This is a genomic window from Allobosea sp. OAE752 (assembly GCF_050433265.1).
In the GTDB taxonomy this organism is placed as follows: Bacteria; Pseudomonadota; Alphaproteobacteria; order Rhizobiales; family Beijerinckiaceae; genus Allobosea; species Allobosea spartocytisi.
Genome location: NZ_JBNPXO010000004.1, coordinates 291,422 through 312,830 on the forward strand (window position 1 = coordinate 291,422; position 21,409 = coordinate 312,830).

19 protein-coding genes and 1 riboswitch are annotated in these 21,409 nt (G+C 68.9%); of the genes, 9 read left to right on the forward strand and 10 right to left on the reverse strand.

The features are described 5' to 3' along the window. From GGC47_RS13120 to GGC47_RS13150, 7 genes are read right to left on the reverse strand one after another with little or no spacing between them, the layout of a single operon-like run. Positions 1–633 (reverse strand): precorrin-8X methylmutase, encoded by a 633-nt coding sequence (locus tag GGC47_RS13120; RefSeq protein WP_142022299.1) that lies wholly within the window; start codon positions 631–633, stop codon positions 1–3. Continuing rightward, positions 630–2,000 carry a precorrin-3B synthase gene (locus GGC47_RS13125; RefSeq protein WP_142022298.1) on the reverse strand — a complete coding sequence of 457 codons (1,371 nt, stop codon included), beginning with the start codon at positions 1,998–2,000 and terminating at the stop codon, positions 630–632. Before GGC47_RS13125 ends, GGC47_RS13120 begins: the two co-directional genes overlap by 4 nt. Then, positions 1,997–5,431 carry a cobaltochelatase subunit CobN gene (cobN, locus tag GGC47_RS13130; RefSeq protein WP_429068335.1) on the reverse strand — a complete coding sequence of 1,145 codons (3,435 nt, stop codon included), beginning with the start codon at positions 5,429–5,431 and terminating at the stop codon, positions 1,997–1,999. Before cobN ends, GGC47_RS13125 begins: the two co-directional genes overlap by 4 nt. A 9-nt stretch (positions 5,432–5,440) precedes the next feature. Continuing rightward, entirely contained in the window at positions 5,441–6,496 is a 1,056-nt protein-coding gene (gene cobW / locus GGC47_RS13135) for a cobalamin biosynthesis protein CobW (protein WP_142022296.1), read from the reverse strand. A 4-nt stretch (positions 6,497–6,500) separates the two neighbouring features. Continuing rightward, positions 6,501–6,890 (reverse strand): DUF1636 family protein, encoded by a 390-nt coding sequence (locus tag GGC47_RS13140; protein WP_112765217.1) that lies wholly within the window; start codon positions 6,888–6,890, stop codon positions 6,501–6,503. Positions 6,891–6,931: 41 nt separating this feature from the next. Beyond that, the gene (locus GGC47_RS13145; protein WP_142022295.1) at positions 6,932–7,675 is read right to left on the reverse strand and encodes a CbtA family protein; all 744 of its coding nucleotides are present in this window, start codon (positions 7,673–7,675) and stop codon (positions 6,932–6,934) included. 12 nt (positions 7,676–7,687) lie between these two features. Further along, positions 7,688–7,864 (reverse strand): CbtB domain-containing protein, encoded by a 177-nt coding sequence (locus GGC47_RS13150; protein ID WP_142022294.1) that lies wholly within the window; start codon positions 7,862–7,864, stop codon positions 7,688–7,690. 37 nt (positions 7,865–7,901) lie between these two features. Further along, positions 7,902–8,087, reverse strand: a riboswitch (cobalamin riboswitch). Positions 8,088–8,266: 179 nt separating this feature from the next. Between GGC47_RS13150 and cobU the strand changes: the two genes are divergently transcribed. The 4 genes from cobU to GGC47_RS13170 all read left to right on the forward strand — a co-directional run bounded on the left by cobU (position 8,267) and on the right by GGC47_RS13170 (position 11,979). Continuing rightward, positions 8,267–8,788 (forward strand): bifunctional adenosylcobinamide kinase/adenosylcobinamide-phosphate guanylyltransferase, encoded by a 522-nt coding sequence (gene cobU, locus GGC47_RS13155; protein ID WP_429068338.1) that lies wholly within the window; start codon positions 8,267–8,269, stop codon positions 8,786–8,788. A 13-nt stretch (positions 8,789–8,801) separates the two neighbouring features. After that, positions 8,802–9,410, forward strand: coding sequence for a cob(I)yrinic acid a,c-diamide adenosyltransferase (gene cobO, locus GGC47_RS13160; RefSeq protein ID WP_142022292.1), 609 nt, complete (start codon positions 8,802–8,804; stop codon positions 9,408–9,410). A 296-nt stretch (positions 9,411–9,706) separates the two neighbouring features. Next, on the forward strand, positions 9,707–10,327 hold the full coding sequence (locus GGC47_RS13165; RefSeq protein WP_133565908.1) for a TetR/AcrR family transcriptional regulator: 621 nt from the start codon (positions 9,707–9,709) through the stop codon (positions 10,325–10,327). Next, complete coding sequence (locus GGC47_RS13170) at positions 10,324–11,979, forward strand: acyl-CoA dehydrogenase family protein (RefSeq protein ID WP_429068341.1); 1,656 nt, start codon at positions 10,324–10,326, stop codon at positions 11,977–11,979. The genes GGC47_RS13165 and GGC47_RS13170 overlap by 4 nt, the downstream gene beginning before the upstream one ends. A 4-nt stretch (positions 11,980–11,983) precedes the next feature. Here the strand turns inward: GGC47_RS13170 and cbiB are convergent, their stop codons facing one another. Beyond that, positions 11,984–12,961: an adenosylcobinamide-phosphate synthase CbiB gene (cbiB, locus tag GGC47_RS13175; RefSeq protein ID WP_142022290.1), complete on the reverse strand. Its 978-nt coding sequence runs from the start codon at positions 12,959–12,961 to the stop codon at positions 11,984–11,986. On the opposite strand from cbiB, the gene cobD reads away from it, so the two are divergent. From cobD to GGC47_RS13190, 3 genes are all read left to right on the forward strand, one after another. Then, complete coding sequence (cobD, locus tag GGC47_RS13180; RefSeq protein ID WP_370954900.1) at positions 12,960–14,003, forward strand: threonine-phosphate decarboxylase CobD; 1,044 nt, start codon at positions 12,960–12,962, stop codon at positions 14,001–14,003. The two genes, cbiB and cobD, sit on opposite strands and share 2 nt — an antisense overlap. Before the next feature lie 84 nt (positions 14,004–14,087). Next, positions 14,088–15,059 carry a D-2-hydroxyacid dehydrogenase gene (locus tag GGC47_RS13185; RefSeq protein WP_133566015.1) on the forward strand — a complete coding sequence of 324 codons (972 nt, stop codon included), beginning with the start codon at positions 14,088–14,090 and terminating at the stop codon, positions 15,057–15,059. Between the two features lie 13 nt (positions 15,060–15,072). Further along, positions 15,073–16,287, forward strand: coding sequence for an MFS transporter (locus GGC47_RS13190; protein ID WP_162720140.1), 1,215 nt, complete (start codon positions 15,073–15,075; stop codon positions 16,285–16,287). A gap of 4 nt (positions 16,288–16,291) precedes the next feature. Here GGC47_RS13190 and GGC47_RS13195 read toward each other — a convergent pair whose 3' ends face one another. Next, entirely contained in the window at positions 16,292–16,819 is a 528-nt protein-coding gene (locus tag GGC47_RS13195) for a hypothetical protein (RefSeq protein WP_162720139.1), read from the reverse strand. A 74-nt stretch (positions 16,820–16,893) separates the two neighbouring features. Beyond that, entirely contained in the window at positions 16,894–18,558 is a 1,665-nt protein-coding gene (locus GGC47_RS13200) for a GMC family oxidoreductase (RefSeq protein WP_429068347.1), read from the reverse strand. Between the two features lie 338 nt (positions 18,559–18,896). Between GGC47_RS13200 and GGC47_RS13205 the strand changes: the two genes are divergently transcribed. After that, positions 18,897–20,246 (forward strand): nucleotide sugar dehydrogenase, encoded by a 1,350-nt coding sequence (locus GGC47_RS13205; RefSeq protein WP_370954898.1) that lies wholly within the window; start codon positions 18,897–18,899, stop codon positions 20,244–20,246. Positions 20,247–20,374: 128 nt separating this feature from the next. Then, positions 20,375–21,391 (forward strand): NAD-dependent epimerase/dehydratase family protein, encoded by a 1,017-nt coding sequence (locus tag GGC47_RS13210; RefSeq protein WP_142022476.1) that lies wholly within the window; start codon positions 20,375–20,377, stop codon positions 21,389–21,391. The last annotated feature ends 18 nt before the right edge of the window (positions 21,392–21,409 follow it).

Genomic DNA, 21,409 nt, shown 5'->3' on the forward strand with positions numbered 1-21,409 from the left:
CTATTCCTTGTCCTGCGCCAGCGCATTGACGGCTGCCGCCGCCATCGCCGAGCCGCCGCGCCGCCCATGCACCACGACGAAGGGCACGCGCCCGTCCCTGGCCAGCGCTTCCTTCGATTCTGCTGCGCCGACGAAGCCGACGGGAATGCCGATCACGGCGGCAGGCCTCGGCGCACCGGCATCGAGCATTTCCAGAAGGCGAAACAGCGAGGTCGGCGCATTGCCGATCACGACGATCGAGCCGGCGAGCCGGGGCTTCCACAGCTCCATCGCGGCGGCGGAGCGGGTCGTGCCCATCCCGGCGGCAAGGGCCGGAACCTGCGGATCGTCAAGCGTGCAGACCACCTCGTTGCCGGCCGGCAGCCGTGCGCGCGTCACACCATTGGCGACCATCTTGGCGTCGCAAAGGATCGGCGCGCCGGCCCTGAGAGCGCTTTGCGCAGCCTCGGCGAAATCCGCCGACATCTCGACGTCATCAGGCAGATCGGTCATGCCGCAGGCATGGATCATGCGCACCACGACGCGCTCGGCCGCTCCGCCGAAGCGGGCGAGATCAGCCTCGGCGCGGATGATGGCGAAGGAGCGTTCGTAGATCGCCGCCCCGTCCTGAATGTAATCGTATGCCCTGCTCAACCGCGCGGTCCTGTTGAACGCGCGGCCCCGGTCAGGCGCGCGTGAATCTCTTGTCCCGGCTGCAATCGCGTGAGCAGCGCCGAAAGGTCAAGCGTCGCAAGCGGCTTGTCCCGCGTCGTGCCGCCGAGCACGACATCATATTCGCCCCGTCGCCCGACCAGCGTGAGGTCGGCGGCAGCGGGATGGGCGCAGGCCTTGACGCAGCCGGAGACATGCAGGGTCACGCCCTGCGCAAGGAGACCGGCGGCCGCGTCGGCGAGAACGGCCGCATCCGCCATGGTCGGTGCCTCTGCACGCGAGCAGGCGGGGCTGCCGGCGCAGGCCTGCACGGAGAGGCGCGGATCGTCGTCGCGCGTGATCAGCCCGAGATCACCCGCCAGCGCGAGCAGGTTCACGGCTTCCCTGCGGTCGAGATCGCGGAAGGCGAGCCCCCGCCAGGGCGAAAGCCGGATATCGGCCAGGCTCGCCTCGGTGCCCGCGCCGAGCTTGTCGAGCGCCGCCGCATCGCAGCGGCCGAAGGGCAGGCCGATGAGCGCCGCGAAACGCTTCCCCGCCAGCTTGAACAGCCCGGCGCGCCGCGGCGGAGGGCGTCGCATCGGCGCGGTGATGTCGGGCAAGGCGGTGAGGCCGGCCAGTGCTTCAGGCGACAGATCGCGCAGGCGACGGATGCGGTCGGGCGCCGCGCTTCGCAGCTTCGCAAAGCGGCCTAGGATGGCCTCAACCGCTGCGGCAGCATCATCGCCGGGGATCGGGCCGCGCCAGAGACGATCGGCAAGGCCCAGCGCCACGCGCCCGGCGCCGATGCCGACGAGCCGGATATCACAAGCGAACCCATCCAGCGCTTGGGGGCCGCCATCGTCGACGATGACGCAGAGCTTGGCCGGCAGGCCTGGAATCACGCGGGCCTGCCCTTCGATCTGCTCGGCCAGCGCGAAGGCATCGATCAAGCCCCGGCCGTCATTCTCGGGCGGCGCATGGCGCCGACCCGAGAAATTCTTCGAAGAGGTGCTCGGGTCGAGCCCGAGCAGGACGGCCTCGTTAAATCCCGCCAGCGGCGAAACCAGTGTCAGCCGCTGCGGCCCGTCGCCGTCATGTTCATCGACGAGACGCTCCGCCAGCAGTCGCTCGACCAGCGCCGGGTGTCTCTCGGGCTTCACGCCACGGATCTGCAGATTGGCGCGCGCCGAGATCTCGATCAGCCCGTTGCCATGCTCGCCGGCCAGAGCCGCAATCTGTCGCAATTGCATGGGAGTCAGCCGGGCACCGGGCGGATGCAGTCGGACCAGCCAGCCATCGCCGGTCTCCATCGGCCGCAAGGCGCTGGGGCACCAGCCGCGCCTCAGGGCTTCCTTGGGAAGCGCGCTCATTCCGCCGCCTCCCGCGCCAGGAAGGCGCCGACCGAGTTGCGGCGGCTCGTCCAGAGCCCGCGGCGGGCCGCTTCCGCCAATCGCGAGCGGATCGAGGCGGCGGCCGGCGCATTGCTGGCTTCGAGCGCCGCCCAGACCTGCGGATCGGCGCAATAGGCCTGGAAGACGGCGTCGAACAGCCCGTCGGCGACGGCATCCGTGCTCGCCGCGAAGACGAAGAGGGTGTCGACCGCCTCGGCCAGCTCCGCCGCGCCGCGCCAGCCATGGGCGAGCTGGCCGGCGATCCAGCGCGGATGTGTCAATCGGCCATGGACGATGCGGGCGATGTCCTCGGCCAGCGTACGCGCCTTCGGCGCCTCTGGATCCGAGCTGTCGAGGCTGTAGAGGGCGGGATCGGCACCGAGCGCCTTGGCTGCCGCGGCGAGCCCGCCGATGACGTCGGCGGCGCTCGTCGCTTCGAGAATGTCGCGCCCGGCGGTGTCGCTGACATGGATGAAGGCGTCGGAGGTGCGGATGCGCTCGGCGAAGCCGGCATCGCGCATGCCCACGCCTTCCGGCCCGCCATAGGCATGGTCGGAAGCCGCGAGATAGGCGGCGCCCAGATCCGCCCGCTCGGTCCAGTCGCCATCAAGCGCGCGGTCGGCCATGGCCGCGCCATAGCGGCCGGGCGCGGCGCCGAAGATGCGCGCGCCATGCCCGCCGCGACGGTGGGCAGCGGCCGGCTCGTTCCAATCGTTCGGCTCGTCCAGCGCCGCCACTGCGCGCGCGGCCTGGTCGATCAGCGCGATCTGCCCTGGAAACGTGTCGCGGAAGGTGCCGGAGATGCGCACGGTGACGTCGAGGCGCGGATAGGCGAGCTTCGGCTGCGGGATGATGCTGAAACCGGTCACGCGGGTCGAAGCTGCGTCCCAGAGCGGCTCGACGCCCATCAGCGCCAATGCATGGGCGATATCTTCGCCGCCGGAGCGCAGTGTCGGCGAGGCCCAGAGATCCATCACGATCCGGCGCGGATAATCGCCATGATCCTGCAGGTGGCGCGACACCACCGCCTGCGCCGCGAGTTGGCCTAGCCTCGCCGCCGCACGTGTCGGGATCGCGCGGGGGTCGAGCGTCGAGAGGTTGCGCCCGGTCGGCAGCACATCGGGGCGGCCGCGATGCGGCGAGCCCGCTGGGCCGGGCGGCACGAAGCGGCCGTCGAGCGCGGCGAGCAGGTTTTCGCGCTCGTTGCGCGCGGAAGCCGGGTCGGCGTCGGAATGGCCGAAGACATGCAGGCCATCGCGGAAGGGCAGTTCGGCGATGTCGCAGAGATGCGCGTCGAGCCGCGTCAACGCCTCGCTCATCGACATGTCCGGCGCGACGCCGCAGGAGGCCGCGAGCCCACTCGCTTCGGCCCGCGCCCGGATTTCTGCGGCGGCGACGTCGGCGCGGCGCGGATCCAGCACCTGCGCCTGCGAGAATTCCTCGACGAGATCGCGCAGCAGCGCGGTTTCGCCGGCGGCCTCGGCTTCGGCCAGCGGCGGCGGCAGATGGCCGAGCGTAAGGGCTGAGAGCCGCCGCTTGGCGGGCGCTGCTTCGCCGGGATCGTCGACAACATAAGGGTAGATCACCGGCAGCCCGCCGACAGCCAGGCGCGGCCAGCAGCCGGCCGAGAGCGCCACCGCCTTGCCCGGTAGCCATTCCGTCGTGCCGTGCGTGCCGAGATGGATCAGCGCGTCGATGGCTTCGGACTGGCGCAACGCAAGGTAGAAGGCGAGATAGCCGTGACCGGGCGGCGCGTCGGGGTCGTGATAAACAGCCTTGCGGTCGGGCGTCGCATCGCGTGGCGGTTGCAGGGCGACGATGAGCTTGCCATGGCGCACGGCGCGGAAGCGGAAGGCGCCGTCGCGGCAGGCTGGATCGGCCTCAGGCGCGCCATGGGCGGCGAGGAGTGTTTCGCGGGCGGGGGCAGGGATCGCGGCGAGCCAGTCGCTATAGGCTGTGAGCGGAATGCTCAGCTCGGCAGCCCCGGTAGTGAGGGCTGCCATCAAGCTAGCCCCCTCATTCATATCTGCGCTGTCATCTCGGACAAGACGCGTCAGCGGCGTCGATCCGGGATCCATGCCAAAACGTCGCTCGGAAAGGTTCAGGCATGAATCCCGGGTTTCCGTTTGGTCGCCCGGGATGACGATGGAGGATAACGGTCCAACCTCATATCCCGCCTCGGCCAGCAATTCCCGGATCGCCGTCACGCTCGCCGGCGTGTCGAGCCCGACGGCGAAGCCGGCCCGGCCGCCGCGCGCGGGATAGTCCGACATCACCAGCGCCAGCCGGCGCTCCGCTGCAGGCTTCAGTGCGAGAGCGATCCAGCCGGCCGCGAGATCGGCCAGCGCGGCGATGCCCTCGGCATCCGGCACCAGCCGGCGGATGGTAAGCCCGGTCGCCGGGTCATTCTCCTCCGCCTTGAAGGCGACTGGAATGGCGCCGATGCGTCCGTCGAATTCCGGCAGCGCCACCTGCATGGCGAGATCGGCGGCGGAAAGGCCGCGCGGCGAGGCGTCCCAGGCCTCGCGCGGACTGCCGACGGGCATGGCCTGCAGGATCGGGCAATTGGCGGCGTCGAGCACGAAATCGGTGCCTTCGCGAGCAGAGAAGGCGGTGGTGGTGACGATCAGTTCGGGTCTGCGGGTCGCGATCAGCGCTGCGAGCTCCGCCGTGACGGTCGGGTCCTTCAGGCTGGTCAGGGCCAGGGGCAGGGGCGCGAGGCCGCGGGCGGCGAGGGCGGCGGTCATCGCCTCGGCCATAGCCGTGTCGCCGGCCGCGACGCCGGAGCGGTAGAGCAGGATCGGGACGAGCGGCCGGCCGGCGGGCAGCGTGGCGAGTGCATCGCGCCAGGGCGAGGGCGAGCCTTTGGGGCCGAGGGCGAAGAACGCCGGCAGGACCAGCGGCACAAGGTCGGATGGAAGTCCTCGCCCTGCAACATGAAGCCCGATCCGCGCCAGCAGCCGCCGCATGTTCTCGGCGCCGCCGCCTGCCTGGAAATAGGCCAGAAGCGCTTCCGCAAGCTCCGCCGGCACCGTCGCATGCTCGCCGAGCCGCGGATCGTCGCGCTCGTCGCCGGGCAGGATCGCGAGCGGGATTCCCTTCTCGCGGCAGGCCGCCCCGAGCTGCTCGATGCCATAGCGCCAGTAGTCCAGCCCGCCGAGGCAGCGCAGCAGCACGAAGCGGCAATGCGCGGCCGTCTTCTCGATCAGGAAGTCGACCGAGAGCGGGTGTTTCAAGCGTCGGAGCGGCGCGAGCCGAACGGACAGGCTGCTGTCACCTGCCGCCACCGCCAGCGCCGAGAGGTCGCTGTCGGTGAAGGACAGGACAAGCACATCTCCCGGCGGCAGGGCGAGATCGACGGCGTCTTCGCCGTCGTCGAGCCTGATCTCGCTGGTCGGGAGAAGATGCATCGGCCGATGTTACGCCCCCGCGAGAGCCGCTTCCACGGCCTTGAGATCGAAGCCCTTGAGCCCGATCACGGTGAGGCGTCCGTCGCGCGACTCGCTCGCGCCCCAGGGCCGGTCGAAATGATGGCCGACGCGCCGGCCGACGCCCTGCACCACGAGCCGCATCGGCTTGCCCGGCACGGCGGTGAAGCCCTTGAGCCGCAGCACGCCCTCGGCCTCGGCGGCCCTGGCGACGCGCGCCGTGAGCTCCTCGGGGGACAAGCCGGCCGGCAGCGGCACGGCGACCGAGTCGAAATCGTCATGGTCGTGATCGTGCTCGCCCTCGCCATGATGCGAGGGGCGGGCGGCGAGGTCGCTTTCGGCCGCGGCACCGAGGCCGACGATCAGCGCCGGCTCGACCTTGCCATGGGCGGTCTCGACGATCTTGATTGCCTTGGGCAGATGCTCGGCAATCTCGGCCTTGACCCGCGCCCGGCCGGCCTCGTCGATGAGGTCGCTCTTGTTGAGCAGGATGAGATCCGCGCAGAGGATCTGGTCCTCGAACACCTCTTCCAGCGGGTTGTCGTGATCGACCGAGGCGTCGGCGGCCTTCTGCGCCGCGAGCGCCTCCGGATCATCGGCGAACTGGCCCTCGGCCACCGCCGGCCCGTCGACCACGGCGATGACGCCGTCGACCGTGACGCGCGAGCGGATCGCCGGCCAGTTGAAGGCGGTGACGAGCGGCTTCGGCAGGGCGAGGCCGGAGGTCTCGATCAGGATATGCTCGGGCGGGTTCGGCCGATTCAGCAGCTTCTCCAGCGCCGGCACGAAATCGTCGGCGACGGTGCAGCAGATGCAGCCATTCGGCAGCTCGACCACGTCCTCGTCGCTGCAGCCGGCGATGCCGCAGCCCTTGAGGAATTCGCCGTCGAAGCCGAGATCGCCGAATTCGTTGACGAGCACGGCGAGCTTCTTGCCCTGCGCGTTTTCGAGGAGGTGGCGCACCAGCGTCGTCTTACCGGCGCCGAGGAAGCCGGTGATGATCGTGCAGGGTGTCTTGCCGAGATTGGCGGTCTGCGGAGCGTTCATGATGTCATCCTTGCTGGCGCGCCGGCAAAGGCGGCACGCGCGCGACCACGCCCTTGCGGAAGGACTGCGGTCGTTCTTTCCAGGGAACGATGCCGTTGGCGCTGGCGGCATAGGCCTCCGCCGCGCCGACGATCTCGTCGAGATGGGTGTCGGTGTCGAGATCGCCGATCAGATAGGTCCATTTCCCGTCGGCGCTGAGCGCGATGGTGCAGGGCCGCTTGCAGACGGCGAGGCATTCGACGGGCAGCACGGGGATCGTGCTGCCCTTGGCTGCGAGCTGCGCGGCGAGGCGTTCGGCCAGCGCCAGCCCCGGCTGGTCGTAACCATCGGGGAGGTCGGCGCGGGCCCGGCGGCAGGCCGTGCAGACATGGATGGTGAGGTCGCCCTCGGACATCTGGTTTGCCTTTCGCGCGGCGCCCGAAGGCGCCGCTATCCTCAGGCCGCAGCCGCGCGGCGGCTCATCCAGGGCCAGAGCGTCCCGACCATGAAGGCGGTGACCAGCCAGAGCGCGGCCTGGATGCCGAGCGACAACGAGGTGAAATGCGCCGCGAGCTCGGCCGGCACCTTGCTCTCCGGCGTCGGCGCATGCGGAGCCCCGACGAGATGCGGCAGCAGGATCACGACGACGGCCAGGAGCTTGAGCCAGGGCGCCTCGTAGCGCAGGAACAGGAACAGCCCGATCGCGGTGGCGATGGTGGTCGCGAGCCACCAGAGCTGGCGCGCCTGCAGGGCGGCCGAGGCGGCTCCCGGCAGTTCCGGCGCGAGCCCCATTCCCGGCGCGAGGCCGAAGGCGAGGAAGCCGCAGGCACCCCAGATCAGCGCGCGGCGCGGGTCGATGCTGTCGCCGGCTGCGATCATGCCGGCCAGCAGCAGCGCCGCGAAGCCGATCGCGGTTCCGATGGTGGCGGCGCTGGTGAAGAGCATGCGCTGAGTGCCGTCCTGCGGCTTCCATTCGTCATGCTCCGCCCCTTCGGCGTGATCGGCGCCGCCATGGACGAGGATGATGCGGGCTTCGCCCTGCGCGAAGGCGAGATGCGCTCTCGCTCCGTCGCGCATGGCGTTTTCATAGGTTTCCGCCTTGAGGATCAGCGGGGTGGTGGTGACATGCTGAAGGGCGGCGATGATTAGCCCAGCCAGGAGCCCGGCCAGGATGCTGACCGTGAGAACACGCGTGACCATGATGGCTTTCCCTCAGTGGCAGGGAAAGGCGAGGCCGTGGCGGGTGTCGTGCGCGGCGTTGTGGACATTCGTCGAGGCCGCGAAACCGGTCGTATAGACCAATGCGATTCCGACGATGAGGGCGGCGGCGACTGCCTTCGCCCGCTCCGAGACGCTGATCTGCGAGGTGGAAACCGAAACGGTATTCATGACTGTTCTCCGTAGCCGCCCCGCCGGCAGCCGGTTGGATCGTTGCGGGTCGACGGCAGGTCTCCTGGCTCGCGGATTTGGCGCCCTTGTGCCGCCTTCCCGGAGCGTGCGCTCCAGTGGCCGATGGCGAAGGACATCCGCTTACAGTTGCGGGGGCAGCCGCGGTCTCGCACCGCGTTCCCTTTTCACCTCCTCGCGGAGGCACCGTCAGCGACGATCATTAGCCTTCGGCGGACTGCTGTGCAATGCAGGAACGGTCCGACACATACACGCTGTCATCCCGGCCGGAGCGCAGCGAAGAGCCGGGATCCATGCCTGAACCTTCTTCGGAAGCGCTCCGGCATGGATCCCGGGTCTCCCTTCGGTCGCCGGGGATGACGCCGAACGAACGCGAAGCCGCCGATGCAGCCCGCCGAAATCCCCCATCTCACCCTCGTCCTCGGCGGCGCCCGCTCCGGCAAGAGCCGCCATGCCGAGGCGCTGATCGAGGCCCAGCCGGCGCCCTGGACCTATATCGCCACCGCGCAGGCCTATGACGACGAGGTGCGCGATCGGATCGCCGAGCATCGCGCCCGCCGGCCCGCCGGCTGGCAGACGGTCGATGCACCGCTCGATCTGGCCGAGGCCATCGCCGCCCAGCCGGCGGGCCGTCCGATCCTGGTCGACTGCCTGACGCTGTGGCTGACCAACCTCATCCTCGCCGAGCGTGACACGGCCGCCGCCCGCGAAGCCCTCATCGCCGCCTGCGAGCGCGCCTCCGCCCCGCTCGTGCTGGTCGGCAACGAGGTCGGCCTCGGCATCGTGCCGGAGAACGCGCTCGCCCGCCGCTTCCGCGACGAGGCCGGACGGCTGCATCAGGCGCTTGCGGCGCGCGCAGCCAGCGTGGTCTTCATGGTCGCCGGATTGCCGATGCGCGTGAAATGATGCGGATGAAAAGATGACCGACAGCGAAGACGCCGCCCGCCACAAGGCGAAGATGGAGAAGCGCAAGGCGGTGCAGGACGCCGAGGTCGCTTCCAAGACGCAGGAAAAAGGACTGCTCATCGTCAATACCGGCCCCGGCAAGGGCAAGTCCACGGCGGCCTTCGGCCTGATCTTGCGGGCGCTCGGCCATGGCTGGCACATCGGCGTGGTGCAGTTCATCAAGGGCGCCTGGTCGACCGGCGAGCGCCGGGCGCTCGAAGCCTTCGGCGATCAAGTGAGCTGGCACAGCATGGGCGAGGGCTTCACCTGGGAGACGCAGGACAAAGCCCGCGACATCGCCGCCGCCGAGCGCGCCTTCGCCAAGGTCAGGGAGTTGATGGCCGATCCCGAGATCAGATTGCTGGTGCTCGACGAGCTCAACATCGCCCTGCGTTACGACTATCTGCCGCTCGCCGAGGTGGTCGAGGTGCTCCGCGCCCGCCGCCCCGACCTCCACATCGTCGTCACCGGCCGCAACGCCAAGCCAGAGCTGATCGAGGCGGCCGACCTCGTCACCGAGATGACGCTGGTGAAGCACCACTTCGCCGCCGGGGTGAAGGCGCAGGAAGGCATCGAGTTCTAAGGTTGCCTCGCAGGTTGGCACGGGAAGCCGGAAGCGTCGTCTTTCTGGGACGTGACTTCGGAGGTCCCGGTCGAGGCGCGAGGATCCCTCTCCTGGAAGGAGAGGGCAGGGCGAGGTGTGGGTGGTCGGACCAGTTCCGTGAGGGCTCCCGGCGGGTCGGGTTCAAGCCGACGTTTTCGCTCGGAACACCTTACCCCTACTCCTCTCCTTTCCAGGAGAGGAGTTCCCGAGCCCCTTGACGAGGGCGGCATTCGCTCTCAAATTGAATCTGAATTCAAGTTCAATTCGGAGCCCGCATGGCCGACGGAACGCCAAAGCAACCGCGCAAGGCCGGGAAGCGGGAGGCGATCCTCTCTGCCGCGCGCGGGATCGTCTCCGAAATCGGCTTCCACGAGACCTCGATCGCCGCGGTGGCCTCCGCCAGCGGCGTCTCGACCGGCAGCGTCTATTCCTATTTCTCCTCCAAGGCCGAGCTGATGGCCGAGATCGTCGCTATCGTCTCGACGCGCGAGCTCGCCGTGCTGCGCGAGATCGCCGCGAGCGATGCTCCCGTCACCGAGCGCCTGACCGCCGCGGTCGAGGCTTTCGCCCGGCGCGCCTTCGCCAATCGCCGCCTAGCCTGGTCGATGATCGCCGAGCCTGCCGACCCGGCGGTCGACGCGACACGGCTTGACTATCGCCGCGAGATCGCCGGCATTTTTCGCGCGCTCGTCGTCGAAGGCGGGAGACAGGGCGTCTTCCGTACCGTCGATTCGGATGCCGCCGCCGCGATGATCGTCGGCGGCTTCATGGAGGCGCTGATCGGCCCGCTCTCGCCGGAACGCTCGATCAGCCCCGAGCGTGGCCGCGAGATTGCGGCTGCGCTCGCCGATCTCTCCCTCGCCGCGCTGATCTCCCGTGAAGGACAGGCCGCATGACCACGCTCGATGCTTACGGCTACGACACCCATGAGGTGCTGAACCAGGCACCCGCGCTGGCGGATTATGACGCCTATGCCGCCGACCCGGCGCTTGGGCGCATTCTCGATGCCTTCGGCGCGGGCTGGTTCCGCGAGCAGGCGGGCGTGGTCGGTGGCCATGTCGGGTCGCAAGCGGTGCAGGACCTGGCGCGGCAGGCCAATCGCAGCCTGCCGGAATTGCGCACGCATGATCGCTGGGGCCGCCGCGTGGATCAGATCGAGTTCCATCCGGCCTGGCACGAATTGATGGGGCTCGCCATGCGCGACGAGTTCCATTCCTTGTGCTGGACCAAGCCGCGCCAAGGCGCGCAGGTGGCGCGTGCCGCCGTCTCCTATCTCTGGAACCAGGGCGAGAACGGCATCTGCTGCCCGCTCGGCATGACCTATTCGGCGATTCCCGTGCTGCGGCGCGATTCCGCGCGCTGGGCCGAGTTCGGCCAGCTGGTCACCTCGTCGGAGTACGACCCGCGCCCCCTGCCGGCCACGCAGAAGCGCGGCGGCACGGTCGGCATGGCGATGACCGAGAAGCAGGGCGGCTCGGATCTCCGCCAGACCCAGACGGTCGCGACGCGCAATGCCGATGGAACGTATTCCCTCACCGGCCATAAATGGTTCTTCTCCGTCCCGCATTCCGACGTGTTCCTGACGCTCGCGCGGACGGAGGAGGGGGTCTCCTGCTTCGTCGTGCCGGGCTGGCTGCCGGATGGCTCGCGCAACCGGCTGCAGATCCAGCGGCTCAAGGACAAGTGCGGCAACAAGTCGAATGCCTCCTCCGAGGTCGAATTCCGCGGCGTCCTCGCCCACCTCATCGGGGAGCCCGGTCACGGCATCCGCGCCGGGCTGGAGATGAACCACTATACCCGCCTCGATTTCGCCGTCGGCTCGGCCGGGTTGATGCGCCATGCGGTGGCGCAAGCCGCGCATCACACGGCCCATCGCCGCGCCTTCCAGAAGGCACTGATCCACCAGCCGATCATGGCGAATGTGATCGCCGATCTCGCTCTGGAGGCCGAGGCCTCCGCCTGGCTCGCCTTCCGCTTCGTCCATGCGCTCGATCGCGAAGGCGAGAGCGAGGCCGAGCAGCTTCTCGGCCGCATCGGCGCGCCGATCGCGAAATACTGGAATTGCAGGCGCGTCACGCCGGTCGTCGCCGAGGCGCTGGAATGCCATGGCGGCAACGGCTTCATCGAGGACCATCTGATGGCGCGGCTCTATCGCGAGGCGCCGCTCAACGGCATCTGGGAAGGCACGGGCAATGTCGTCTGCCTCGACGTGCTCCGCTCGATCCGCCGCTATCCCGATTGCGTGCCGGCCCTGCTCGACGAATTGCGCGCCGCCCGCGGCAACGATCCGCGCTACGACGCCTTCCTCGCCGAGCTTGAGACCGATCTCGTCGACGTGCTCAGGCACGAGCATCTGGCGCGACGCTTCGTCGAGCGGATGGCGCTGGCCCTGTCGGCCTCGCTCTTGATCCGCCACGCGCCGCACGGGGTCGCCGACGCCTTCGTCGCCTCGCGGCTGGCCGGCGGCTGGTCGGGACATTTCGGCTCGCTGCCGCAGGGCGTCGATCTGCAGGCGATCGCGGGGAGAGCCGTGCCCGTTCCCAACTAGGCGGTCACAGGATGGCTGTTGCCGCGAGCAGCGCTGCAAGCACCCAGAGCAGGCCGCAGGAGCGCCGATAGAGTGTAAGCGCTCGCCTGATATCGGCCGCATTCGCTTCGGCCCGGCCATCGCCCATCCAGTGATCCTCGACGCGGGTCTCGCCATAGACGCGCGGCCCGGCGAGGCGCAGGCCCAGCGCTCCCGCCATGGCCGCCTCCGGCCAGCCGGCATTGGGCGAGCGGTGCTTGCCCGCGTCGCGCCGCACGGCCCCCCAGGCATTGCGGGCATCGGCTGTCCGGTCGAGAGCGGTGGAGGCGACCAGCAGCAGCGCCGTCAGCCGCGAAGCGGGCAGGTTGACGAGATCGTCGAGCCGGGCTGCCGCCCAGCCGAAGGCGAGATGGCGCGGCGTGCGATGGCCGATCATCGAATCGGCGGTGTTGATCGCCTTGTAGGCGGCGATGCCCGGCAATCCGCCCGCGCCGAGCCAGAAAGCCGGCGCGACGATGCCGTCGGAAAAATTCTCGGCGAGGCTCTCGATGGCGGCGCGCGACACGCCTGCCTCGTCCAGCGTCTGCGGATTGCGCCCGACGATCATCGCGACGGCTCGACGGCCGCCGTCCAGCCCCTCGCGCTCCAGCCCTTCGGCAACACGAGCGACATGTTCGTGGAGGCTGCGCTGGGCGATGAGCGTCGAGGCGAGGAGCGCGAGCGGGATCAGGCCGAGCAGTCCGAAGGAGAGGCACAGGCGCTGGGCCAGTGCGGACAAGGCGATGATGACGGCGAGCAGCAGGGCCAGCGCCAGCGCGCCCATGGCCTTGCGTGTGACGAAGGAGGCGGCCTCGCGGTTCAGCACTCGATCAAGCATGCCGATCCATCGTCCGATCCAGGTGACGGGATGGCCGATTGCGGCATAGAAGCGCGAGGGATAGCCGAAGGCCGCCTCGATCGCGAGGGCAAGCACGAGCAGCGGCAGGCTGGCGGAGAGGTTCATGCGGAGCGCGGGCGCGATTGGGGCTGGAGACTTGGCTGAGGACGGCATCTGGCATGGCGGTGATCTCGCCACGGCTCGCGCGCTCTTTCCGGATGCGCCCGGGCCCTGGATCGATCTCTCCACCGGGATCAATCCGATCCCCTATCCGCTTCCGGAGCTGCCGTTAAGCCTGTGGACGCGCCTGCCGGGCGCCGATGACGAGGCCGCGCTCCTCGCTGCGGCCCGCGCCGCCTATCGGGTGCCGGGCGATGCCGGTATCGTCGCCGCGCCCGGCACGCAGATCCTGATCGAATTGCTGCCCCGTCTGGCGCCGGCGGGTCCAGTCGCCATCCTCGGTCCGACCTATGCCGAGCATGCCCATGCCTGGCGCAAGGCAGGCTATGTCGTCACCGAAGCGGCAAGGCCCGAAGAGGCGGCGGCGACCCTCGTCGTGGTCAATCCCAACAACCCTGACGGGCGGCTGCTCTCGCGGGCGGAAATCGCGGAGCTTGCGGCGCGCTGCGCTGCCCGCGGCGGCCTGCTCGTCGTCGACGAAGCCTTCGCCGATTTCACGCCGGAGACCAGCATCCTGCCGGATCTGCCGGCCGGTGTGGTGGTGCTGCGCTCCTTCGGCAAGACCTATGGCTTGGCCGGTCTGCGCCTCGGCTTCGCCATTGGTGCGCCCGATCTGATGGCACGGCTCGCGGCGGCGCTCGGACCCTGGTCGGTCGCCGGCCCGGCTCTGCATCTCGGCGCGCGGGCCTTGGCGGATGCCGCCTGGCTCGCCGATGCCGGTGAAGCGCGGGCGCGGGATGCTGCGCGCCTCGATGCCTTGTTGACGCCGCACGGCCGCGTCGTCGGCGGCACGAGCCTGTTCCGTTTGCTCGAAACGCCGGCAGCACCGGCACTCTTCGCCCGCCTCGGCCGCCACGGAATCTATGTTCGCCGCTTCCAGAATGCGCCGGATCGTTTGCGCTTCGGTCTGCCGGGCGATGACGCTGCTTGGTCGCGCTTGCAGCAGGCGCTGGCCGCCGATGTCCGGCAGGCATCGCCGTCAGCGTGAAGCTTGCATGCGATGGGCGCGGGGACAGCAGCCGGCGCGCCGTCTAACGTCGCCCAAAATGCGGATTCGGGAGGAACGGAACAGATGACGTTGTTGCCAGCGGAGAGCGAGCTGACGATCGGCTTCGCCCACGCCGCCTATCAGTTGCAGGACGAGTTCCTGACGCGCGGACGCGGCGCGAAGCATTTCGAGGTGCGCACCCTCGACGATCTGCGCGAGCGGGCGCCGGAAGCCGATGTCCTGGTCGTCTCGGGCCTCTGGCGCAACGACCTCCTGCCGCGCCTGCCGAAACTGCGTTTCATCCAGTCGGTGAGTGCCGGCACCGACCAGTTCGACAAGGCGGCGCTGGCGGCGGCCGGGGTCCGGCTCGCGAGCGCCCAGGGCAGCAATGAGCGCGCCGTCGCCGAGCATGCAATCTCGCTGATCCTGGCTCTGGCGCGCCAGATCCATTTCGCCCGCGACAACCAGATGGCGCAGCGCTGGCGCCCGATGATCGGCGACCGCGCCCGGCGCGAGGACGAGCTCGGCGGCAAGACGCTGGTGATCGTCGGCCTCGGCCGGATCGGCCTGAGACTCGCGAAGCTGGCCTGCGCCTTCGACATGCGCGTCATCGGCGTGCGCCGCAATCCGGAGGCGCATCCGCATGTCCATGCGATCGTCAAGCCCGACCGCCTCGCCGAGGTCGTGGCGGAGGCCGATTTCGTCGCCCTGACCTGCCCGCTCACCCCCGAGACCGAGGGGCTGATCGACGCCCGCATCCTCGGTGCGATGAAGCCTTCGGCCTTCCTCATCAATGTCGCGCGCGGCAAGGTCGTCGACGAGGCGGCCCTGCTCGGCGCGCTGGCGGGCGGCCAGATCGCCGGCGCCGGGCTCGACTGCTTCCATGAGGAGCCCCTGCCGGCCGCCTCGCCCTTCTGGCGCCTGCCGCAGGTGATCGTCACCCCCCACAGCGCCGGCGAGACGCGGCTCTACGAGCGCAATGTCGTCGACATGCTCCTCGACAATCTCGACAGGCTGGCGCGCGGCGAGCAGAGCCTGCGCAACCAGGTCGTCTAGGGAGGATCGCGGCGTGCCGCCGCATCTCTTCCGGCCGGGCGGGCCGGCGCTGATCCCCGCGCTCGGCGTCACCCAGATCTTTGGCTATGGCGCGCTCTATTACGCCTTCACCGTGCTCGCGCCGCGCATCAGCGCCGAATTCGGCTGGGCGCCGGAATGGACCTTCGGCGGTTTCGCCGTCGGCCTGCTGCTGGGCGGCGCGGTCGCGCCGGTGACGGGGAGCCTGATCGACCGCTACGGCACCCGGCTGGTGATGACGCTGGGTTCTGTCCTGGCTGGGCTTTCTCTGATGGCGCTCGCCGAGGTGCGCGGCATCGTCAGCTATGTCGCGGCGATGGTGGTGCTCCAGGCGGTCACGACCGCGGTGTTCTACGACGCCGCCTTCACGGCGCTGAGTCAGGCGCGTGGCGACCGGGCGCGCCGCGCGATCAGCCAGCTCACCCTGATCGCCGGCTTCGCCTCGACCCTGTTCTGGCCTCTGACCAGCACCCTGCTCGCCATCCTCGACTGGCGCGGCGTCTACCGGCTCTACGGCCTGTCGCAGCTCGTCATCTGCGCGCCGCTGCATCTCGCCTTCCTGCCCGGCCGGGTCCGCCGTGCGGCCGCCCAGCCTGCGGCGATCCCGGACAATGCCGGCGCGATCGCGGCGCCGGCCTATCTCGGGGGCGAGGCGCGCCGTCGCGCTTTCCTGCTGCTGGCGCTCGCCTTCTCGCTGCAGGGCTTCGTCGTCTCCGCCATGGCCGTGCATCTGCTGGCGCTGCTGCGCGGTTTCGGGCTCAGCGCGGCCGTGGCGGTGGGCATCGGCACGATGCTCGGGCCGTCCCAGGTTGCGGGGCGCCTCGTTGAGATGCTGTTCGGGAAGGCCGTGCCGCCGGTGACCACCGCCTGGGTCTCGGCCTGCCTGATGCCGCTCGGCCTCGCGCTCCTGTTGATCGGGGGCGCATTGCCGGCGGTCGCCGGCCTCTTCGCGGTCGCCTTCGGCATCAGCATGGGGCTGGGCTCGATCGTGCGCGGCACGGTGCCGCTCCAGCTTTTCGGGCCGGTCGGCTTCGGTGCGACGATGGGCAAGCTCGCGGCGCCCGGCCTCGTCATCAAGGCGGCAGCGCCACTCGTCTTCGCCGTCGCGCTGGAACGCGGCGGCGTCACGGTCTCGACGCTGGTGCTGATCGTGCTGTCCGCCCTGGCGGCGGCGGCCCTCTTCGTGCTCGCCCGCAGCCGTGCGGCGTAAACCTTCAGGCCAGCATGGTGCGCCACCACCGGCGCGCGGCGTCGCGCGTCCGCATGGCGAAGCCATAGGCCGAGGTTTCCCTGACCCAGCCGAGCATGGTGTCGCGCACCCGCACCACCTGCGCCATGATCCAGGCGAACCAGCGATAGCTCAGCAGCTTCTCGCGCCCGGCCTCATAGATGCGCTCGACCAGGACGAAGCTCATCAGATGCGCGAAGGCGGTCACGACGAGCCCGGGCCAGAACTGTCCGCGCGCGAACAGCAGCAGGCCGAAAATCTTCAGCGGTTCGGCGATCGCGAAGGGGATCGCCAGCGCCAGCAGCACGAGCGGGCGCGGCAGGGCGGCGACTTTCTCCTCCAGCTTTTGCACGACGCGCAAATCGGCAAGCCGGCGGATCAGTGGTCGGTAGAGCGGCCGCAGCAGCTCGTCGAGGACGATGAAGACGACGAGGATCGCGCGCAGCACCGCGAGCAGCCCGCGCTTGAGCGGGCCGCGCTTCGGGGCGGGCGGAGGCGAAAACGGATCGGACATCGCAGCCGGATTCATAAGCCTGAATTGATGGCGTTTCAAAGCCTGCGGCGCGGCGCAACCGGGACATGCCCCGCTCAGCGGCGCGCATCCTCCTTGAGCATCGCCGCGCCCTTCTCGGCGATCATCATGGTCGGGTTGGCGGTGTTGCCCGAGGTGATGGCCGGCATCACCGAGGCATCGATGACGCGCAGCCCGCTCACGCCGCGCACCTTGAGCCTTTCGTCCAGCACGGCGAGGGGATCGTCGGCGCGGCCCATCTTCGCCGTGCCGACGGGATGGAAGATCGTCGTGCCGAGCTTGCCGGCGGCCTCCAGCAGCGCCGCGTCGGAATCGGCGGCCGCGCCCGGCAGATATTCCTCCGGCCGGAAGCGGGCGAGCGGCGCCTGCGCCACGATCCGCCGCGTCAGCTTCAGCGCATCGATTGCGACCTGCCGATCCTCCTCCGTATCGAGATAGTTCGGGGAAATGACCGGTCCGTCATAGGGATCGGCCGACCGCAGATGCACGCTGCCCCGGCTCGACGGCCTGAGATTGCAGACGCTTGCCGTGAAGGCGTCGAAGGGATGCAGGCCCGATCCCCAGCTATCCAGCGACAGCGGCTGGAAATGATATTGCAGGTTCGCCGTCGCGTAGTCCGGCGAGGATTTGGCGAAGGCGCCGACCTGCGAGGGCGCCATGGTCAGGGGCCCGGTGCGCAGCGCCACCCATTCCAGCGCCATCAGCGGCCGGCGCCAGAGCCTCGCATAGTCGCTGTTCAGCGTCTTGACGCCATGGACCTTGTAGACCGGCCGGATCTGCAGATGGTCCTGCAGGTTCGCGCCGACGCCGGGCGCGTCGACCAGCGTCTCGATCCCGAGCGACTGGAGATGGGCGCCGCCGCCGATGCCGGAGCGTTCGAGCAGGAGCGGGGAGGCGACGGCGCCGGCCGACAGCACCACCTCGCCGCGCACCTCCACCCTGAGCTTCTCCGCGCTCGGCGTGCCCGCGCCATGGGTGAATTCGACGGCGGTCGCGCGGCCCTCCTCGAAGACGATGCGCTCGACATGCACCCGCGTCTCCAGCCGCAGATTGCTGCGGTCACGCTGGTCGAGCAGCGGCTTCAGAAAGGCGTTGAAGGCGCTCAGCCGCCGTCCGCGCCGCTGGTTCACCTGGAAATAGGAGGAGCCTTCATTGTCGCCGGTGTTGAAATCCGGGATCTTGGCGATGCCGGCCGCCTCGGCCGCGTCGCGGATGGCGTCGAGAATCGCCCAGCGCACCCGCGGATGCTCGACGCGCCATTCCCCGCCGGCCCTGTGCAGCCCGCCGGGCGGCGGCGCGATATGGTCCTCATGTCTGAGGAAATAGGGCAGCACATCGTCCCAGCCCCAGCCTGTGAGGCCGCGCTGCCGCCAGCCATCGTAATCGGCCGCCTGGCCGCGCATATAGACCATGGCGTTGATCGCCGACGAGCCGCCGACGACCTTGCCGCGCGGATAGGCCAGCACCCGGCCGCCGAGCCCCGCTTGCGGCTCGGTCTGGAACATCCAGTCGGCGCGCGGATCGCCGATGGCGAAGAGATAGCCGACCGGAATGTGGAACCAGATCCAGTCATCCTTGCCGCCGGCCTCCAGCACCATGACTTTCTGTTTCGGGTCGGCCGCCAGCCGGTTGGCGACGACGCAGCCGGCCGAGCCCGCACCGATGACGACATAGTCGAAAGTGCCGATCAGGCGGCGGTCGGTCGAAGGCGTATCGGGCATGGCGTTTCCAAGAATCCGGCTGCGAGCCTGCCTGTTCGCCGGCAGTGGATGTGCAATCTGACATAGGTCGGAACGCCGTGTCAGCGCGTGCTTGTGCACATCCATGCTGCTTCTCTGCGGCGCCCCGGACCCTGAGGGCGGATCGCGTTCCGCCGGGCTGGACGCGCGTTAACGGTCTCGCTCTGCCTGCAGAACCCACCGCTGCAGACTTGTCATCGCCGCGACGATGTGGCCGAAGATGAGATGGCCGGCGTTCGCATGCATCCGTTTCGCGACGGGAAGCAAGGCGTGGCCCTGGCGTCGAAGCTCCCGCTGCCGTTGATCCGAGAATGAGCGCCATGACTGAGATCCTGCCGGATGCGGCGGCGAAGAAACTGCTGCAGGGCGTGTCGGACCGCAGCTTCCGGGTCGGGATCATCGGGCTGGGCTATGTCGGCGTCCCGCTCGCCCTGGCCGCTCTCCGTGCCGGATTCCAGGTGCTCGGCTTCGATATCAACTCCGCCCGCGTCTCCGAGCTCAACGAGGGCAGGACCGGCATCAAGCATATTCAGGCCGACGATCTTGCGGGGGCAGCGAAGGCGGGGCGCTTTCTCGCCACGGATGATTTTTCGCAGCTGGACGAGCCCGATGGCCTCATCATCTGTGTGCCGACGCCCCTCACGCGCCACCGCGAGCCGGATCTGAGCTTCATTGTCCGGACCGCGGAAGCGATAGCGCGACGTTTGCGGAAGGGGCAGTTCATCGCGCTGGAGTCCACGACCTACCCAGGGACCACCGAGGAAGTCCTCAAGCCGATCCTCGAACGTACCGGCTTGAAAAGCGGGACGGATTTCTACCTGGCCTTCTCGCCCGAGCGGGAAGATCCGGGCAATCAGCGCTTTGGCACCGCTTCGATCCCAAAGGTCGTCGGTGGCGACGGCCCTGAGGCGCTCGCGATAGCGCAGGCCTTGTACGGCGAACTCGTCGTTCAGACCGTGCCGGTCTCGTCGACCTCAGTGGCCGAAGCCGTCAAGCTGACAGAGAATATCTTCCGTTCGGTCAATATCGCCCTCGTCAACGAGCTGAAGTCGATCTATGCGGCGATGGGCATCGATATCTGGGAGGTTATCGACGCGGCCAAGACCAAGCCATTCGGCTTCATGCCGTTTTATCCTGGGCCCGGACTGGGGGGGCACTGCATCCCGATCGATCCCTTCTATCTCTCTTGGAAAGCACGGGAATACGGAATCACCGCGCGCTTCATAGAGCTGGCCGGCGAAATCAACACGGCGATGCCGCATCTGGTTGTTGAACGGCTGGCGCAGGGTTTGGATCGGCATTTTGCGCGCGGATTGAATGGGGCGCGGATTCTTGTCATCGGCGCCGCCTACAAGAAGAACGTCGACGACATGCGCGAAAGCCCGTCACTGCGCCTGATCGAGCTGATCGAGCAACGCGGCGCCCAGGCGTCCTACCACGACCCGCATGTTCCCATCATCCCGCATACGCGGGAGCATGGCAGCCTGGCCGGGCGTCGCTCCATCGCGCTGGCTTCCGGGACGATCGGCAGTTTTGATGCAGTGCTCATCGCGACCGATCATGATGCGGTCGACTATAGGAGACTCGTTGCGGAGGCGCGCCTCGTCGTCGACACGCGCAATGCCTGTGAACGCAACGGCGCGCTCGCGGACAATGTCATCAAGGCGTGACGTCCTGATGCCGTTCGACCGGTCCGGGACAGGATTGTTATCCCTCCGGCCTCTTGCCACCAGGCCCGGCGAGTTGCGATGAGAGGAGCTGCGATGTCTTTTCATGAGTGCCGCCGTTGAATCACAGCCTGTCGTTGAACCGTGTCGTCGTGACGGGAGCCGCGGGCTTTATCGGCCTTCATGTCGCGGAGGCGCTGCTGGAGCGTGGCGTCGAGGTCATGGGCGTCGATGCGCTCGTCCCCTACTATGACCCGGCGTTGAAGCAGGCGCGCCTCGCCCGGCTGCTGGGCCGCAACGGCTTTTCCTTCGAGCAGATCGACATCGCCGATCATGACGCCTTCGATGCTGCGATCGGTGCATTCCGCCCCGATGCGATCATCCATCTGGCGGCGCAGGCGGGTGTCCGCTACTCGCTTGAAAATCCGCGCGCCTATGCCAGCGCCAATCTCGACGGTTTTCTCTCGGTGCTGGAGGCGAGCCGCCGGCATGCCGTCGGCCATCTCGTCTATGCCTCCTCGAGTTCCGTCTATGGCGCGAATGCGAAGGTGCCGTTCAGCGAGCATGACGGCGCCGACCATCCGGTTTCCCTTTACGCCGCGACCAAGCGGGCGAACGAGCTGATGGCGCATTCCTATGCCCATCTCTACGGGATTCCGATGACGGGGCTGCGGTTCTTCACGGTCTACGGGCCCTGGGGCAGGCCGGACATGGCGTATTTCAAATTCACCAAGGCGATCCTCGAGGGCAGACCGATCGACGTCTATGCCGAAGCGCAGATGAGCCGCGACTTCACCTATGTCGATGATATCTGCGAAGCGATCGTGCGCCTTGCCGCGCAGCCCGCGGCGGCGAACCCGGCTTTCGACCCCGGGCGCCCCGATCCGGCGACATCCACGGCGCCATGGCGCATCTACAACATCGGCAACCACACCCCGGTGGCGCTCTCGCACTTCATCGACGTGGTTGAAGCCGCCTGCGGGCGCAAGGCGATCAGGCGCCACCTGCCCGCGCAGCCCGGCGACGTGCCGGCGACCTATGCCGACGTGGCCGATTTGGCCGCCGCGGTCGATTTCCGGCCGGATACGCCGATCGAGGTCGGCATTCCCCGCTTCGTCGCCTGGTTTCGCGATTTCTACCGCGTCTGAGCCGGGAGGCGGGCCCAG

Excerpts from the sequence above, each read along its gene's own strand:
- GGC47_RS13125 (WP_142022298.1), bottom strand. The coding sequence starts at position 2,000 with ATGAGCGCGCTTCCCAAGGAAGCCCTGAGGCGCGGCTGGTGCCCCAGC.
- cobN (WP_429068335.1), bottom strand. The coding sequence starts at position 5,431 with ATGCATCTTCTCCCGACCAGCGAGATCAGGCTCGACGACGGCGAAGAC.
- cobW (WP_142022296.1), bottom strand. The coding sequence starts at position 6,496 with ATGAACGCTCCGCAGACCGCCAATCTCGGCAAGACACCCTGCACGATC.
- GGC47_RS13140 (WP_112765217.1), bottom strand. The coding sequence starts at position 6,890 with ATGTCCGAGGGCGACCTCACCATCCATGTCTGCACGGCCTGCCGCCGG.
- GGC47_RS13145 (WP_142022295.1), bottom strand. The coding sequence starts at position 7,675 with ATGGTCACGCGTGTTCTCACGGTCAGCATCCTGGCCGGGCTCCTGGCT.
- GGC47_RS13150 (WP_142022294.1), bottom strand. The coding sequence starts at position 7,864 with ATGAATACCGTTTCGGTTTCCACCTCGCAGATCAGCGTCTCGGAGCGG.
- cobU (WP_429068338.1), top strand. The coding sequence starts at position 8,267 with ATGCAGCCCGCCGAAATCCCCCATCTCACCCTCGTCCTCGGCGGCGCC.
- cobO (WP_142022292.1), top strand. The coding sequence starts at position 8,802 with ATGACCGACAGCGAAGACGCCGCCCGCCACAAGGCGAAGATGGAGAAG.
- GGC47_RS13165 (WP_133565908.1), top strand. The coding sequence starts at position 9,707 with ATGGCCGACGGAACGCCAAAGCAACCGCGCAAGGCCGGGAAGCGGGAG.
- GGC47_RS13170 (WP_429068341.1), top strand. The coding sequence starts at position 10,324 with ATGACCACGCTCGATGCTTACGGCTACGACACCCATGAGGTGCTGAAC.
- cobD (WP_370954900.1), top strand. The coding sequence starts at position 12,960 with ATGCGGAGCGCGGGCGCGATTGGGGCTGGAGACTTGGCTGAGGACGGC.
- cbiB (WP_142022290.1), bottom strand. The coding sequence starts at position 12,961 with ATGAACCTCTCCGCCAGCCTGCCGCTGCTCGTGCTTGCCCTCGCGATC.
- GGC47_RS13185 (WP_133566015.1), top strand. The coding sequence starts at position 14,088 with ATGACGTTGTTGCCAGCGGAGAGCGAGCTGACGATCGGCTTCGCCCAC.
- GGC47_RS13195 (WP_162720139.1), bottom strand. The coding sequence starts at position 16,819 with ATGTCCGATCCGTTTTCGCCTCCGCCCGCCCCGAAGCGCGGCCCGCTC.
- GGC47_RS13200 (WP_429068347.1), bottom strand. The coding sequence starts at position 18,558 with ATGCCCGATACGCCTTCGACCGACCGCCGCCTGATCGGCACTTTCGAC.
- GGC47_RS13205 (WP_370954898.1), top strand. The coding sequence starts at position 18,897 with ATGACTGAGATCCTGCCGGATGCGGCGGCGAAGAAACTGCTGCAGGGC.